Genomic DNA, 16,087 nt, shown 5'->3' with positions numbered 1-16,087 from the left:
GGGTTCATACAAAAATCGAGGGAATAAAGGAGAACATTGTTCCCCCGAACAAACTATCAATTTTTATGGTCGGAGGTATTCAAGCCATGATAAGATCGGCAAGAATATTAATAGTCTCGATTCTTGTGACATTATCTTTTCTGGGGTTTCAGCAATCGGCGGACGGTCAGCAGAACGGTTTTAATTCTCTATCGCCGCTGGTTAAGAAGCTGAGTCCTTCAGTAGTAAATATAAGCACAACAAGCGTTTCTAAAGGAAGAAGCTTTTCTTCCGAATCCCCCTTTCCGGGCAGAGAGAACGATCCTTTCAATGAATTCTTCGAGAAATTCTTCGGAGATATACCCGAGAGGGAATTCAAGGGCAGGGGGCTCGGCTCGGGATTTATATTCAGCGAAGACGGTTACGTTATTACTAATAACCATGTGGTAGAGAGGGCGACGGATATCAAGGTTATATTTGAGAACGGAGACAGCTATGAAGCGGAAGTAATAGGAACTGATCCTAAAACGGACCTGGCTCTTCTCAAAATAGAACCAAAAGCCAAGCTGCCGGCTGTTAGCTTCGGCGACTCGGACGGACTCGAAATCGGAGACTGGGTGCTCGCCATTGGTAATCCCTTCGGACTCGGGCACACTGTAACGGCGGGAATTATCAGCGCAAAGGGAAGATCGCTCGGGCTGGGTTCCTATGACGATTTCCTGCAGACAGACGCGGCCATCAACCCCGGAAACAGCGGCGGGCCTCTGTTCAACTTTAACGGCGAGGTCATAGGTGTAAACACCGCGATTATAGCGGGCGGGCAGGGTATCGGTTTTGCGATTCCTATCAATATGGCAAAAGACGTCGTTGCTCAGCTCAGGTCGAGCGGTAAGGTGGTTCGCGGCTGGATCGGCGTGTATGTACAGCAGGTTACGCCTGAGATTGCGGAAAGCATAGACCTGGATGAGCCAAGAGGCGCCCTGGTGGCTGATGTTACTCCTGGGGGGCCGGCTGAAAAGGCGGGGCTTAAAAGAGGGGACGTAATTGTCGAGTTTAACGGAAGTCAAATTCAGAATATGCCCGAGCTTCCAAAGTCTGTAGCGTCATATGCTCCCGGCACGAAGACCAAACTGAAAGTGCTTAGAAACGGGAGAGAAAAGACCCTGAAAATCGAGCTCGGCGAGCTGCCTGACGAAGTCGCCCAGAGCTCAAGCCGGCTGAAGGAAAGAGCCGTTGAACAGAACCTCGGACTCATAGTCCAGGAAATAACGCCTGAGGTCCAGCGTATGTTCAGGACAGAGCTTTCTGAAGGCGTTATCATTACGAATGTCCAAAGGGGAAGCGTTGCCGCGGAGGCGGGGCTTCAACAGGGTGACATTATTCTAGAAATAAATAAAAAGAGGATAGCAAACCTCGATAATTACAGAAAAGTCATGGATTCCGTAAGCGCGGGGCAGAATGTTCTGTTCCTGGTAAAGCGAGGATCCAGTACAATTTACGTTGCTCTTAAGTTTGAGGAGCAAGATGGCGAAGGTTGAGGATCGACTGCGCGAGCTGGGCGTTCAAATACCCGATGTGCCGACCCCGCTCGGCTCGTACAAAACCGCCTCGGTTACCGGCAACCTGATATTTGTGTCCGGTCAGCTCCCGCTTGCGGACGGAGAGCTTATATTAGAGGGAAAAGTAGGGGCGGAAGTATCGATTGAGGATGGCATGAGGGCCGCGAGGGTTTGCTCGATAAATGCCCTCTCGGTAATGAGCATGGAGTTGGGCGGTTTGGAAAGTATAAAAAGGATAGTCAAGATTACAGGTTATGTAGCCAGCGCTCCCGGATTTCATAACCAGGCAAATGTGCTTAACGGAGCATCGGATTTTTTCTTTCAGGTATTCGGTGACGACGGGCGCCATGCCCGGGCTGCCGTCGGTGTTTCCGAGCTGCCCATGAACTCCCCTGTGGAAATAGAGCTCATTGCAGAAATATCTCAGGGCGATTAATTATTTCGCAACCAAGAGTGATGTTTCCCCGATGAATCGAGTACCGAAAGTATATATCTATACCGATTTCCCCTCAGCGCCGCTTAATATACAAAACACTCTGGATCATCTGGAAAGGTTCGGGGTTCCCGCTTTTAGCCGCGGGAATTTTTTCGATTTCCTTCTTCTTTCTGAGGAGAGTTCCTACCGCGTGGCTGAATTGCTTGCCGCTTCCAGGATTCATGATATCTCCGCACCGCAAGATGAGATCGGACGTGCGGCCAGGGAGCAGGCATTATCTGAAATAGACAAAATTACGGGTAAGAAAAGTAATCTCGGTGAGTTCTACGACGGCCTCTGGCTTCAGAGAATTTTCCATAAAGCCCTGGCCGATAAAGTCCCCGATGAATGGGGGAAAGGATTCTTGCATGTTATATTCACAGGCCGTCTATTCGGTACATTCGAGAGCAGGAGATATCATGCAAGGGTTCTGCTCGGAGGCAATCCGGCCCTTATTTCAACCTCCGGCGTGGTGGAGGCTCCGGCAAAGCCGAGGGAGTATTATTTTATTAAAGGCGCTTTAATACAAAGCGGTAAAGATACGGATGAGCTCGACCGCATGTATGAGGGGAGGTTTGTCGAGTACGGAGACCCCAAAATAACACCCATCATTTGCTCTTACGCTCTTCAGGCGGTTTTCTACGAAGCTACCGGGGCTGAATTCTGTGATAACCCCTCGTGCTGTCTGTACAATTCACACTGGCAGGAAGAGGTCTTGAAGGTTCAGCTCAAGGGCAGGTTATGTGGTAAATGTCTTAACGAGTTTCAGAAATTGACCGGATGAAGTATCGGAGGGGAAGCGGTAATTACTCCCCCCTTTTATGATTTAGCTTAAGCTCTTGCCTGCTGCTGTTTCTCGAGAATATCGACTGCTACCTGCGCCGCTTTTTTGCCCGAGAGGAGCATTCCACCGAAGGTGGGCCCCATCCTCGGCAGTCCGTAAACGCTGTTAACCGCCATTCCGCATGCGATAAGGCCGGGATGGACCTCCCCCGTGTACTCCACCAGCGCTTCTTCCGATTTCTCGACCCACATCGAGCCGTGTCCGGGCAGTTTCTTGTATAGTCCCTGCTGAGAAAGTCTTGAAACGAGATATGCGTCATGACCTGTCGCGTCGATGACGAGTTTCGACTCTATAGCAATGGGGTCGAGACACGTGATCTCCTTGGGCATGTTGGCAATAGGCGTCCAGTTCATTACGATGCCCGCAACCCTGCCGTTTTCTCTGTACACGAGGTCGTCGAACATGGTCATATTGCGTATTCTGGCCCCTGCCTCGCATGTCATCGCTATGAGTTTGGAGCACGCATAAGGCCCGTCGGCTACGTAAAGACCCTTTTCTACTTCTTCGTACGGGACCTCGATTTCATCCAGAACTTCATTGCCGGGCTCTCTGACCGTAACCTTATTCATAAGATACCCGCCGATCCAGAATCCGCCGCCCAGGTAATTCATCCTTTCGACCAGAAGAACTTTGTATTTGTGCTTGGCAATGTCCTTCGCAGCGACAAGACCGCTCGGACCCGCGCCAACGACTATGACGTCGCTCTCGATATACTCGTTGAATTCCTTTGCAAAGCCTTCTACGATCGCTTTTGTGACTTCTTTTTCCCCGATCGGCGCAAATTTGCTTTTAATTTCAGCCATAAATGGTTTACCTCCGTAAAAATTGCGATCGCTCGCTTGACCCGTTTACTCTATCACAGATTCATTGAGCGTCAATAGAAATTATTATATACAATATCGGAGTAAACGCGCAGTAGGGCCGAGGTTTCTGTAGCTATGTAAAGATTTATAGGTTATCTTATTTTGAGCTGGCGAGGGGATTTATTTACAATTTCAGTGGAGGTAATTTGAATGCGTGGGCATATGAAATTTCTCAAATTATTTGTGTTGGCGGCTTTTTTTACTCTTGGAGGGTTGGTGGAAAAAGCGTATTCAGGTCTTGTAATGGAGCAAATCATATACGAGGAGGGGGCTCCGGATAAGCAGAAAATGACGTTGTACGTTCAGGATAATAAGTTGAAACAGGTTGAAAACGGCCAGCCTTATTCTCCCGCCGTAATTTTTGATCTGAATACCGGGCATATCATTTTCGTAAATGATGAGAAAAAACTATATATAATTCTGAGCAGGGATGAGTATCTAAGGTACATTGAGTCTTTTATGACGGAAACAAAAGACGATACGAAATCGGCTCGAAATATAAAACTTAAGAAAACAAGCGATACCCAAAAAATTGCAGGGTACGATTCCAACAAATATGAAATATACGATAACGGCAAGATTCAAACCGAGTACTGGGTGAGCAAGGAGCCGGGATTCGGGGATGAGGTCGATATGGAAAAAATGTCGAAGCTCATGAACGACGTGAAAGCAATCAGCCAGAATATAGGCGGCTCCGCTACTATTTCGGATAATGAATATAAGATCATTCAGGAAATCTATGAGGACGGTTATCCGATGAAGACCGTATACCGCTCAGCCGATAGCGATACCGTTGTCATCGAGGAAATTGTCAGCGTTAAAAAGCAGGATATACCGTCGGGCGAGTTTCAGCCGCCGGCAGGATATGAAAAAATAACCTATCAGGATATACTGAGTCAGCAGTAAGTTGCTTTATATCAGGGAATAAGCGGCAGCCGTGAAGCGTAATTGTTTTCTGAAAAATCGTGCTGTGCGGGTTCGAGCTACGGGCTCTCTTCCACAACTTCTACCGTTATCTTTGCGCTCACGTCCTGATAGAGCTTAATAACTACTTCATGTGATCCGAGAGCTTTTATAGGACTCTCAAGGTCTACGTGCTTCTTAGGGACTTCGTAACCAAGCTCCCCCAGGGCATCGGAAATGCTTTGCGTCGTGACGGAACCGAATATTTTCTCTTCCTCTCCCACTTTAACCGGGATTGTAACTTTGTTTCCCTCGAGTTTGGACGCGAAGGCTTCTGCCTCGGATTTGACCTGATCTTCCTTTTTCCTGAGCTTTATGCTTTTTTGTTCCCAGGTTTTGATATTTCCCGGCGTGGCTTTTACTGCGAGCTTTTTGGGCAGGAGGAAATTTCTCGCCAGTCCGTCCTTGACTTCCTTAATTTCCCCCTCTTTTCCCACTGCCTGCACATCGGAAGTTAGTATGACTTTCATAGTTGTTAAACCTCCAGATCATTCTGATAAAAACCGCTAATCCGTTCTGTAACTATCGAGCCAAGATGATTAATGAAGCACGGTATAAGGCAAAAGCGCCATAAAACGAGCCCTTTTAATCGCTGTTGCCAGCTGTCTTTGATGACGCGCGCAGAGGCCGGAGTTTCTTCTGGGCACTATCTTTTTTCTATCAGTTATAAACCTCGACATTAAGTCGGTATTTTTATAGTCCATCTCAATCGGTTCCGTGCAGAATCTGCATATTTTCTTTCTCGCAAAATATCTTCTGTCTCTCGGTGATTCCATTAGCTGGCTCCTCCTTCCTCGGCTTCAGTTTCGGAGGCTTTTTCCTCGGAAGCTGCTTCTTCCTCTTCTTCCTGACTTTTCTCCTCCGGGGATGGTTTCCCCTTGTTCGCCGCATCCTCGGTTATGCTCACAGTCATAAATCTTAGAACATCATTATTATAGAACCTCAGATGTTTTTCTACATCTGCTACCACGCCGGGAAGCGCTTTATAAACCACTATATAATAAGTGCCCCTCGTGTGATCCTTAATCTCGTATGCAAGCTCTCTTTGAGCCCATTTATCGGATTTGTAAATTTCACCCTCGTTCGATGAGATTAAATCCTCAATTTTTGGCTGTATCTTGGAGAGCTCTTCTTCTTTGATATCGGGTCTTACTACATAAAGAGTTTCGTAAAACTTTGGCTTGACCGCCATGTTTCTTACCTCCTGTCCTGGTCTTTTGCGGCCCTGAGCTTATTAACGTCTTTTAAACTCAAAGCGACAGATTTTGTAACCCGCAATATTTTACCTGCAATATTCCAATTGTTAATTTAAATTCAAGGGCACGGATATTGCCGTATGCGCAGCCGTGCCCTTTGCTGTTCTACTCAAATTAATAGCGGTGCAATGACAAGCGATACAATAGACATGAGCTTGATTAAAATATTCATTGCAGGTCCGGATGTGTCTTTGAACGGATCGCCTACCGTATCGCCCACGACCGCCGCCTTGTGAGCGTCCGATCCCTTTCCACCCAGATTGCCTTCCTCTATATATTTCTTGGCGTTGTCCCAGGCACCGCCTGAGTTCGCCATCATAAGCGCGAGCATTACGCCGGTTACGATTGCCCCCGCGAGGAATCCTCCCAGTCCTTCAGCCCCTAAAATCAGGCCTATGACAAGAGGCGCCACAACCGCTATAATTCCCGGAATAATCATCTCCTTGAGCGCGGCGTCAGTGCTGATTGCAACACATGACGCGTAGTCTGCCTTTGCTTCCCCTTCGAGGAGTCCGGTGATCTCTCTGAACTGCCTTCTTACTTCTTCAACCATCTTTTGCGCGGTTCTACCCACGGCTCCCATCGTGAGCGCGCCGAGTAGGAACGGAACCGTTCCGCCCAGGAGTAAGCCTGTAACAACATGACTGTTGGTAAGGTCTATGGACTGGAGTCCGACCGCTTTAGTGAAGGCGGCGAAAAGAGCAAGCGCCGCGAGAGCCGCGGAGCCGATTGCAAAACCTTTTCCTATAGCCGCTGTCGTGTTTCCGAGAGAGTCGAGCTTGTCGGTGATTTTTCTTACGTCCGTGCCAAGCTCTGCCATTTCCGTAATTCCGCCCGCGTTGTCCGCAACAGGCCCGTAAGCGTCAACCGACATCGTTATTCCGATCGTGGCAAGCATGCTGACAGCCGCGATACCTATGCCGTAGAGGCCTGCGAACGCGTATGAAAGACCGATTGCTATGGCGATTGTGATTACGGGGAGCGTCGTGCTTACCATTCCGACTGAAAGCCCTTCAATAATGTTTGTTGCGACACCTGTCTGGGACGCCTCGGCGATTTTTCTTACCGGCGAGCCCGACGTGTAGTATTCAGTCAATAATCCTATAGCGATACCCGCAAGCAGTCCGAGAACCGAAGCCAGCCAGATCCAGATGATGTAACCGCCTATACCGTCAACGAGACCGACTATGAGCAGTACGATCAGCGAAAGGGCCAGATAGATACCCCCTGCGTAGAAGGTGGCGCGTCTGAGGACGAGCTGTGGCTCCAGGTCTTTCATCCACTCAACGCTCTTGGAGCCGATTATCGAGGCTAAACTTCCGACCGCTATAAGAATTATCGGGATCGACATAAGCGCTATTTCGTTTCTGCCGTAACCCGCGGCGATAACAATAGTCGCGATAACAGCACCCACATAGGATTCGAACAGGTCTGCTCCCATTCCCGCGACGTCTCCCACGTTATCACCGACATTATCCGCTATGGTGGCGGGGTTTCTGGGATCGTCTTCCGGTATTCCGGCTTCGACTTTCCCGACAAGGTCGGCGCCTACGTCGGCGCCCTTCGTGAAAATACCGCCGCCTATTCTGGCAAAGAGAGCCACTGAGCTCGCGCCCATGGCAAAGCCTCCGATTACTCCCGCGAATCTCTGGGCGAAAGCCGCGAGTCCCAGAGCGTCATCCGGGTTGTCCGGGAATCCGATACCAAAGGTAAAGGCAATCGAAAGACCGAGCAAACCGAGGCCCGCAACGGAAAGGCCCATTACGTTTCCACCCTTGAACGCTACAGCAAGGGCTTTTCCCTGCCCTTCAGTAGCCGCGGCCTGCGCTGTTCTGACGTTTGCTTTAGTTGCTGATTTCATGCCGAAAAATCCTGCAAGAACCGAGCAGACAGCACCGCCGAGATAAGCGATACCCGCTTTCCAGCCTATAAAGAATCCTAATAGAATAAAAACGACGAGTACAAATATCCCTATTATCCTGTATTCCCTGTTTAGAAAAACCATTGCCCCCTCGTGTATTGCAGAGGAGATCTCCTTCATTTTTTCATTGCCCTCCGGAAGGGTTTTAATCTCCCTGTATACGATAAAGGCGTAACCTAAAACTATGACGCCAAGCACAATCCCCAAGAGGGCTGCGATTACTTCTCCCATTTGGTCATACCTCCTTTAATTTAATGAGAATATTTTTATTCATTATTTTCGTTTTCCGGTTTATCCGCTTTTGTATTGAATTTGTTCATCGCTCTTTCTACGCCGTTCTCAATAATGTCAAGCACTGCGTCGGCTGCTCTTAATATTGAGTCCTGAACAATATCCCTTTTGTTTTTTTCGAACCGCGCAAGCACATGACTGGCTCCCCCGGATTTCTCCTCCGGCTTGCCGATGCCGATTCTGACACGGATAAATTCCCTGTCTCCGATCCTTTGAATTATAGAGTTAATCCCCTTGTGTCCTGCGCTCCCTCCGCCGGCCTTTATTCTGACAGAGCCGGTCGGCAGGTCCATCTCATCGTGTACGACAATGATCTTTTCACTCGGAATGTGGTAGAAGTTAGCAGCGCTGGAAACTGATTCTCCGCTCCGGTTCATATATGTCTCCGGTTTAAGAAGAATCAATTTTTCTTTGTTGAAAAAACCCTTCCCGTAACTGCCGTAGAACTTTTTCTTGTTTAATTCTATCCCTACCCTACTTCCTATTTCGTCCACAGCCAGAAAACCGATATTATGTTTTGTGGAAGCGTATTCGCTTCCCGGATTTCCCAGACCCGCTACTAATATCATTTCCGCTAATTATTCTTCACTGCCTGCCTCTTCAGCCTCTTCCTCAGCCTCTCCCTCTTCTCCTTCTTCTGCCTCAGCCGCAGCCGCAGCCTCTTCTGCCTCAGCCGCAGCCTCTTCTGCCTCAATCTCTATTTCCATCTTAGGCGCCAGCACTGTAACAATTGTCTCTTCATCTTCACTTAAAATACTGATATCATCGGAGACCTTGAGCGAGCTCACATGTATCGAATCACCGATATCCAGATCAGTAACATCTATTTCATATGCGTTGGGAATATCTTTCGGCAGACACTCCACCGGTATTTCCCTCATTACTTCTTCTAGAACGCCTCCTTCCTTGACTCCCTTTGCCCTTCCGACGATATGAACGGGAACGTCCACGGTGATAGTTTTGTTCATGTCGAGCGCCTGGAAATCGAAATGAATCGGCTTGCTTGTGAGAAAATCATATTGTATCTCGCGAAGAAGCGATAGTCTTTTGGTTTTCTCAGAGCCGTCCTTGATGTCAATTTCCAGCAGGGTGTTTTCCCCGGCTTCCGTTGACAGAGCCTCTTTCAGGGCGGCCGGATTCACCACTATCGGAATGGGCTCCGTGCTTTTTCCGTAAAGTATTCCGGGAATATTGCCCTCTTTTCTTATTTCCCTGGCCCCGCTTTTACCCATTCTTTTTCTTGTTTTTACTTCCAAATTGCTTTGCGCCATATTATCAAGCTCCTTCGATTTTTAATTAAACAAGCTGCTAATCGATTCCCCTGTTGCGATTCTCTTAATTGCCTCACCGAGAAGGTCAGCAATACTGATTACTTTAATTTTTTCACAACCGGCAGCTTTTTCTGTCAGTGGAATAGTATCTGTTATTATTACTTCCTCGATATCGGATTTGTCTATCTTGTCTATGGCCTGCCCCGAGAGAACTCCGTGCGTACAGCACAGCGTAACACCTTTTGCCCCTTCCCTGAGAAGGGCTTTCCCCGCCTGGATTGCAGTTCCGGCGGTGTCCACGAGGTCATCGACCAGGATCACGGATTTGCCCTGAACATCCCCGATTACGTTCATTATTTCCGCCTCATTGGGGTTAGGACGTCTTTTATCCGTCATAGCAAGTCCTGAATCGAGTATTTTTGCATACGATCTGGCCCTTTCCATTCCACCTGCGTCCGGAGAAACTATTACTATATCATCTTTGTCGAATTTTTCCTTTATGTATTTGATAAATATCGGAGTCGCGTAAATGTGGTCAACGGGTATGTTAAAAAACCCCTGAATCTGCCCCGCGTGAAGGTCAACCGTTACGACGCGGCTTATACCGGCTATAGTTACCAGATCGGCTACGAGCTTGGCTGAAATGGGGGCTCTCGGCCGGACTTTTCTATCCTGCCTTGCGTAACCGTAATAAGGTATTACAGCTGTGATAGCCCTTGCCGACGCTCTCTTAAGGGCATCGGTTATTATAAGAAGCTCCATAATATTTTCATTAGCGGGGGGACATGTTGACTGTACGATGAAAACGTGTGATCCCCTGACGCTCTCCGATATCTCGGTCACAATCTCCCCGTCGCTGAATCTTCTTAATTCGGATTCGCCCATGGGAACGTTAAGGTATTCACATACCGCATTGGCCAGCAATACGTTCGAAGTACCGCTAAAAATTTTCGCATTGTCCATCGGATCTCACATGAATCAAAAACAGCGTAACTTTCGATATAAAAAACAAGGTATTATAAAATAGATAAATCATAATTCAAGATTTAAAGTCGAGTAGAGAAAAAGAACCTTGATTGCGGAGCCTACGGACAGGGAGAAGGAAATTATTCAATCAAGCAGGATTGCCAGAATGGCAACCGCGGATGATTCGGGAACGCCGGCCGTTATACCTGTTTGTTTTGCCTATGACCGCCTTTGTCTTTACACGCCGATAGATAAAAAGCCGAAAACACCCCGGATTGCGGAGCTCGGGAGAATAAAAAACATATCCGTTAACCCAAATGTGTCAGTTGTTATCGATCGGTATTTTGAAGATTGGAAAAGGCTCTTCTACATTATTATTAAAGGCAGGGCTTCGATATTGGAAAGTGGCGAGGAATACGAGAATTCCCTAAGAGCTCTCTGCGGTAAATACTATCAGTACAGAAAAATGAGGCTTGATCAGGCGGGTCTTCCCGTCATAAAAATCGTTCCGGCGCGTATCTTATCCTGGGGCAATATAAATGACTGAAAAGTTCTAAGCTGGTTGGCCGGTATTCTCCCCGAGTCTTGAAAACATCTGCCCTTTTAACCGAGAAATTAAGGTTAGCAGCAAAAAATTCAAGCCAATCGATATTGGAGGAACAGCCTGAGCGATACAGTTTTTAGAATTGACATTCCCCGGCGAGTGAAAACTCTGGCGGGTTTTGGGGATGTGTGATAATATAATGGCTGAAAGGGGTTAAGGGGCGATTATCGTTTAAAATCGCCGAAGTGGCGGAACTTGGTAGACGCGCTGGATTCAGGATCCAGTGGGCGCGAGCTCGTGGGGGTTCAAATCCCCCCTTCGGCACGAAGATACAAAGACTCATATGAGCAAGTTAAAACCCAAACTTATAATTACCGATTCCGGAAGGAGAAGCCGCGGCTCGGGCGGGTTCTGGTCTTTTCTCTCGTTTCTGATCATATTTGGGGTAGGGGTTTATATCGGAACGAAGCTAGACGATTTCGGTATTATAAATGGCGGAGGGGATCAGGCTAAACAGGCAGTCACCGGGGAGAAACCAAAGGATTACAGTGAAAAAAAAGAAGAAGCTTTGAAGGGAAATGTTAAGGTCTATCCTGCTCAGGATGGTATTGCAACAAAAGAACCCGCCGTTATTATAAGCGAGAAACTGGAGTCGGGTTTGTCCAACAATTCCAGCAATATAGATGATCCGGACGATGGCGGGGACAGCGGTTTGACTTCCCTCGATCCGGAGGGGATTACCGGCAGAATCGGTGACGGGGAAGAGGGCGCGGAGGAAACCTTTTCAGATCCGGGGAGCGATCCTGCCGAAACGGACACAGACAAAAAAACACAAACCCAAGGGTCCGGCGGCAGCTATACACTGCAGATAGCCGCTTTCGCGAGATCCGAAGACGCCCGGGAGGCTGTTAAGCATTACAAGGACAAAGGTTATAATGCGTACACTGTGCAGGTAGAGAACTCTAAAGGGGAAAAATGGAACCTTGTCAAAATCGGTAAATTCAGCAGTATAGAGCAGGCCTGGAGTCAATCGGCGGTTTTTAAGCGGAGAGAGGGAAAAGAGGCGTATGTCGAAACTTTAAGCCAGTCTACGGCCGTTAACGAGTCCTGGGAGAAAGCCAAAAATCAGGGCCAGCCCGCTACAACCCCCGATACACCCTAAATTTGTTAGCTTATGCGTATATAAGTCTTAACACCCGGTTGTTATATTCTTAAATCATTGTAAAATTTAGCCTGCGGGGGTTTTTTTGCATGTGCGAAGAAAATACTTGACAAGCTGAGATGGTATCCTTATAATTATAGGGTTAGGACCTCTTTTTTCGAGGGACATTTTATAAAATATACCACACACAACATAGACATAGGATGCGCTATTTAGGGTGTGGAAAAAGGTGTGAGCATGAAATCGGCAAAATTTAGAGAAGTGGAGCATGACGTTTCGGAAATGAACAACATTGACGGCTTTCATCAGCACGACGAGGATTCGTTTAACTCCATAGGAATCACGGACGACGACATAAGCGATCATTCCGGATTCAGCTATGATATAGAAGATAATTCCGCTGTTGAGGATCAGGAGCAAGAATGGACTCCCGACGAACAGTTCAGGCTTCTCTACGTATATTTCAAGGACATGGCTGTAGAATCGCTCCTCACGGCGAAAGAGGAAATTGAAGTTTCCGCTCAGATCAAAAAATGTGAAACACGGTCGAGGGAATTAACCTCAAACATTGAAAAATTAGTCAAGAATAAACATAAGTTTACTGCTAAAAAGAGTAAAGGCGCCGCCAAGCTTACCGAGGAAGGGCTTAGAAGAAGAATCGAAAGCCTGATGGCGTTCGTCAAGGCTTACTCGGATCGCGCTATGGATTTAAAGGAGAGGTTCGTAAAGGCCAATTTAAGGCTCGTTGTCAGCATTTCAAAAAGGTATATGGGACGAGGGCTTCCGCTTACAGACCTTATTCAGGAAGGAAACGTCGGACTAATGAGAGCGGTCGAAAGATTCGATCACACCAAGGGGTTTAAATTCTCTACATACGCCTCCTGGTGGATACATCAGGCCATATCAAGGGCGCTCCTTGATCAGACAAGAACCATCAGGGTTCCGGTATATGTCCTTGAGCAGGCGAGCAAGGTATATAGAATAAGCTCGATGCTTCATAAGGAGATGGGCAGAAAACCGCTGCCGAGCGAGGTTGCCGCGAAAGCGGGAATATCCGTAGAGGGCGTAAAAAGAATTCTCGAGTCCACGAATGACGCGGCTCGTCTGGATACTCCGATTCTTGACGGAGAAAAAACGACACTGCTTGATTTCATATCCGATGATAGCTCTCCCGCTCCGGACTCGGTAATGGCGAGCACTGCGCTCACGCATGAAATAAGGGACGCGCTCAATGTTCTTACCCCCAGAGAAGAAGAAATTATCAGACTAAGATTCGGAATAGATCAGGACTCCACTTACACACTGGATGAGATAGGCAGGAGATTCGATTTGACCAGGGAACGTATAAGGCAAATTGAGAAAAGGGCCCTGGAAAAACTCGCGACTTCCGAAATGGGAGATATCCTGAGAAGCTTTCTGGCGCGATAAATTTATAATCTTACTCATAAAGGACCAACCGCCGCACTCCGTGTCCCAAACACTCGCTTCACACTTTGTAAATTCCCCATTCACAGGCATTGTTATTGCCGGCTATATGGTGTAATTTCAGTTAGGAAATGAACGCGATCCCGCCAGTGATAATAATCGGAATGAGCCGCTCGGGGACGAGCATGCTGACCCGGATGCTCGCCGACCTAGGTCTTTTTGTAGGCAGCAACCTTACACATAACCACGAAGCCTTATTCTTCAGGAATATAAATGACTGGCTATTAACACAATGCAGCGGGGGGCTGGAAAATCCGGGCACAATCAGGTACCTGCTCGCCGATGAAGAGGCCAGGGCTCTCTACGGCGAATTTATAAGATTCACTATGGGTACGCCTGACGCTATTTCTTTTTTAGGACTGCGGAAATATATAAAATACCGTAATCCTTTGAAGCTCGATATTCCATGGGGGTGGAAGGACCCCCGGAATACCTTTATCCTGCCTTTGTGGCTCGATATTTTCCCCGACGCAAAGGTAATACACATAATTCGCCACCCGCTCGATATAGTGAACAGTCTAAAGACGCGGAGGAGAAAGGGGCTTTCTAGACTGAAGGACAGACACAGAAAGTTCAAATCTCTCTACAGGTACTATCTCGTACGCAAATTTATAGGCGCGGAGAGGGTGTTTACCGATTTGAGGGGAGCTTCTCTTGAGGAGGGGCTTTTGATGTGGGAAGAATATGTTGAGGAAGCGCGCAGGCACGTTTCCAGCCTGAAAGAGGGCGCCGTTGAGATCAGATATGAGGATTTTCTCGAGAACCCGGTAGCGATACTCAACCATTTGGTTGATTTTTGCGGACTTGACGCAGGCGCACCGGAAATTCAAAAGTCCGCAGGCAAGGTTAACAAGACAAGGGGCTTTGCATACCTTAAAAACCCCGAGCTAAAGTCGTTCTCGGCTCGGGTTGCCGAAAGATTAAAGAGTTACGGATACTAAAACGATATTTAATATCGTTTTAAGTATTTTATTATTGTTGGCACAACTATTTCGTGTTAAAGACAAGCTCATGTATTTCCTTTGGCTCCAAAGAGAGCTCTACTTTTAAATTCGAATCAATCTCCCTGATCCACGAGATCATTTTCTTATACAGCTCTACCCTGAGGAACTTCAGATACCTGTATTTGCCGTCGCTTGAAGGGAATATCTCTCCCAGGACCGCGGGACTGTCGGGAAACCGCTTTTTTATTGCTTCGAAAAGCATCTTGTTGTGCTTGAGCGTCCCGAGAGAAATGTAGTTTATTTTTGCCGGATCGAGCGTCGTGAGCAGTGTCTCTACCATTTGCTTGTAATCCCTTTCCCATCCTTCCACTCTTACCACGGGGTCGAGTCTCACGCCGATCGTATAACCCGATTCCTGGCACTTTTTTGCCGCGTTGAGTCTTTGCTCGAAGGAAGGGGTTTTATGTTCAATCGTTTCCACTACTTTCCGGGGGCTGAATGTCCACGAGGGGATAATATTCCGGGGCGGATTGTCGATAGATATCAAATTCTCTATTTTAGTGCTCTTTGTCCTGAATTCTATTGTTCCGTTTTCGTATCTAGAAAAGAGCTCCGCCACATCGAGCGAAAATCCGGTGAGGTCATCGAAGGCCAGGGCGTCCGAGACCTCTCCTGCGTGAAAATAGGGGCTTTCGCAGGTTTTAAGTATATCCTCGATTCTGCTCAGCACCTCGTCCCTGTTTACGTATATAACCGGAATTTTCGTCTGAAAGTAATACTGGAGGTAACAGTATTCGCAGTCGTATCTGCAGTCCGTCTCGTGAAAAAGGTAGAACTGGCCGTCTTCCATTCTGCCGATGCTTTTTACAAGCTCCCCCTTTTTATAGGCGAGCGCAAGGCAATTTTTATCTTCACCGGCCCTTTCGGAAAAAGTTTTCTCCTTCCCTATATTTCTGTGATCTTCAATAAAAGTTACGGGTACGGATTCAAGCCTGGATAGTATTTTTTCTGTTACCGGGTGCTCTCTTACGCATTCTTCTATGTAGACTCGGTCCGGTTTTTCTATCATGGTTGTTAACTCGCCGCCCCCTCGGGACTGAAACCATTTCATCCAATACCCTGGTTAGCGTTACTGGTTAATTAACGGTTTATGAGCGGGGAATCTGCTACCTTTTTAATAATTCTCCGAATTTCACTGCAAGAAGGACGTCTCCGCTGAGCTTGAGCTTTCCCGTTATGAAGGCGTTTTCGGGCGGAAGGGACCCGTTGAACAGCTCTATAAAATGAATGTCCTGAGCCTCAAAGGTGCAATTTGCTTCTTCATCGCTTTCTCTCACCCCTACTGTGTCTTTTCTCAGATCTATGACCCAGGTTCCTCCGTCAGGTCCGTCTAAAATAAATTTGTAAACCGCTCCAAGCTCCGTGTATTCCCGGGGGTTCTCCTTGATTTTCCTGTCGACTTTTTCAAATATCTCTCTTGTCTTTGAAAGCTCCACCGCCTTACCTCCTAGTGAAAAAGAAAAAACAGTTTACCATCTATAATGCGTCTAATCCAAAGCAGGAT

Annotated in this window: 18 protein-coding genes and 1 tRNA gene; 9 read left to right on the top strand and 10 right to left on the bottom strand. The window is 47.5% G+C overall.

The features are described from left to right. The first annotated feature begins 86 nt into the window (after positions 1-86). From RIG61_12175 to RIG61_12165, 3 genes are read left to right on the top strand one after another with little or no spacing between them, the layout of a single operon-like run. A complete protein-coding gene (locus RIG61_12175; protein ID MEQ9619913.1) occupies positions 87-1,517 on the top strand; it encodes a DegQ family serine endoprotease in 1,431 nt (476 codons plus the stop codon). Next, positions 1,504-1,974, top strand: coding sequence for a RidA family protein (locus RIG61_12170; protein MEQ9619912.1), 471 nt, complete (start codon positions 1,504-1,506; stop codon positions 1,972-1,974). Before RIG61_12175 ends, RIG61_12170 begins: the two co-directional genes overlap by 14 nt. Positions 1,975-2,005: 31 nt before the next feature. Then, positions 2,006-2,797, top strand: a complete 792-nt coding sequence (locus tag RIG61_12165) for a hypothetical protein (GenBank protein MEQ9619911.1) — start codon at positions 2,006-2,008, stop codon at positions 2,795-2,797. Positions 2,798-2,844: 47 nt separating this feature from the next. Here RIG61_12165 and RIG61_12160 read toward each other — a convergent pair whose 3' ends face one another. Further along, entirely contained in the window at positions 2,845-3,660 is an 816-nt protein-coding gene (locus tag RIG61_12160; GenBank protein ID MEQ9619910.1) for a sulfide-dependent adenosine diphosphate thiazole synthase, read from the bottom strand. Between the two features lie 276 nt (positions 3,661-3,936). On the opposite strand from RIG61_12160, the gene RIG61_12155 reads away from it, so the two are divergent. Further along, complete coding sequence (locus RIG61_12155; GenBank protein MEQ9619909.1) at positions 3,937-4,626, top strand: DUF4412 domain-containing protein; 690 nt, start codon at positions 3,937-3,939, stop codon at positions 4,624-4,626. 77 nt (positions 4,627-4,703) lie between these two features. On the opposite strand, the gene rplI is transcribed toward RIG61_12155, so the two are convergent. The 7 genes from rplI to RIG61_12120 form a co-directional block, all read right to left on the bottom strand. Continuing rightward, on the bottom strand, positions 4,704-5,153 hold the full coding sequence (gene rplI, locus RIG61_12150; GenBank protein ID MEQ9619908.1) for a 50S ribosomal protein L9: 450 nt from the start codon (positions 5,151-5,153) through the stop codon (positions 4,704-4,706). A 69-nt stretch (positions 5,154-5,222) separates the two neighbouring features. After that, entirely contained in the window at positions 5,223-5,459 is a 237-nt protein-coding gene (rpsR, locus tag RIG61_12145; protein MEQ9619907.1) for a 30S ribosomal protein S18, read from the bottom strand. Then, entirely contained in the window at positions 5,459-5,875 is a 417-nt protein-coding gene (gene rpsF / locus RIG61_12140; protein ID MEQ9619906.1) for a 30S ribosomal protein S6, read from the bottom strand. Before rpsF ends, rpsR begins: the two co-directional genes overlap by 1 nt. A gap of 173 nt (positions 5,876-6,048) precedes the next feature. After that, entirely contained in the window at positions 6,049-8,091 is a 2,043-nt protein-coding gene (locus tag RIG61_12135) for a sodium-translocating pyrophosphatase (protein MEQ9619905.1), read from the bottom strand. 35 nt (positions 8,092-8,126) lie between these two features. Then, the gene (pth, locus tag RIG61_12130; GenBank protein MEQ9619904.1) at positions 8,127-8,720 is read right to left on the bottom strand and encodes an aminoacyl-tRNA hydrolase; all 594 of its coding nucleotides are present in this window, start codon (positions 8,718-8,720) and stop codon (positions 8,127-8,129) included. A gap of 9 nt (positions 8,721-8,729) precedes the next feature. Beyond that, positions 8,730-9,422 carry a 50S ribosomal protein L25/general stress protein Ctc gene (locus RIG61_12125; protein MEQ9619903.1) on the bottom strand — a complete coding sequence of 231 codons (693 nt, stop codon included), beginning with the start codon at positions 9,420-9,422 and terminating at the stop codon, positions 8,730-8,732. 21 nt (positions 9,423-9,443) lie between these two features. Then, a complete protein-coding gene (locus RIG61_12120) occupies positions 9,444-10,385 on the bottom strand; it encodes a ribose-phosphate pyrophosphokinase (GenBank protein MEQ9619902.1) in 942 nt (313 codons plus the stop codon). 109 nt (positions 10,386-10,494) lie between these two features. Between RIG61_12120 and RIG61_12115 the strand changes: the two genes are divergently transcribed. The 5 genes from RIG61_12115 (at position 10,495) to RIG61_12095 (ending at position 14,520) form a co-directional block, all read left to right on the top strand. Beyond that, on the top strand, positions 10,495-10,935 hold the full coding sequence (locus RIG61_12115; GenBank protein MEQ9619901.1) for a TIGR03668 family PPOX class F420-dependent oxidoreductase: 441 nt from the start codon (positions 10,495-10,497) through the stop codon (positions 10,933-10,935). Between the two features lie 236 nt (positions 10,936-11,171). Then, positions 11,172-11,256, top strand: a tRNA-Leu gene (locus RIG61_12110). 19 nt (positions 11,257-11,275) lie between these two features. Further along, a complete protein-coding gene (locus RIG61_12105; GenBank protein MEQ9619900.1) occupies positions 11,276-12,094 on the top strand; it encodes an SPOR domain-containing protein in 819 nt (272 codons plus the stop codon). A 237-nt stretch (positions 12,095-12,331) separates the two neighbouring features. After that, the gene (locus RIG61_12100; protein MEQ9619899.1) at positions 12,332-13,522 is read left to right on the top strand and encodes a sigma-70 family RNA polymerase sigma factor; all 1,191 of its coding nucleotides are present in this window, start codon (positions 12,332-12,334) and stop codon (positions 13,520-13,522) included. A 146-nt stretch (positions 13,523-13,668) separates the two neighbouring features. Beyond that, a complete protein-coding gene (locus RIG61_12095) occupies positions 13,669-14,520 on the top strand; it encodes a sulfotransferase (protein ID MEQ9619898.1) in 852 nt (283 codons plus the stop codon). A gap of 46 nt (positions 14,521-14,566) precedes the next feature. Here the strand turns inward: RIG61_12095 and RIG61_12090 are convergent, their stop codons facing one another. Together RIG61_12090 and RIG61_12085 are read right to left on the bottom strand one after the other, a co-directional pair. After that, complete coding sequence (locus RIG61_12090) at positions 14,567-15,592, bottom strand: hypothetical protein (protein MEQ9619897.1); 1,026 nt, start codon at positions 15,590-15,592, stop codon at positions 14,567-14,569. 97 nt (positions 15,593-15,689) lie between these two features. After that, a complete protein-coding gene (locus tag RIG61_12085) occupies positions 15,690-16,019 on the bottom strand; it encodes an SCP2 sterol-binding domain-containing protein (GenBank protein MEQ9619896.1) in 330 nt (109 codons plus the stop codon). Positions 16,020-16,087: the final 68 nt, after the last annotated feature.

It is taken from the genome of Deltaproteobacteria bacterium, assembly GCA_040223695.1.
Classification (GTDB): Bacteria; Desulfobacterota_D; UBA1144; order Nemesobacterales; family UBA2774; genus JAVKFU01.
Note: the sequence above shows the minus strand (reverse complement) of the source record. Positions and strands in the feature narration are given on the sequence as shown.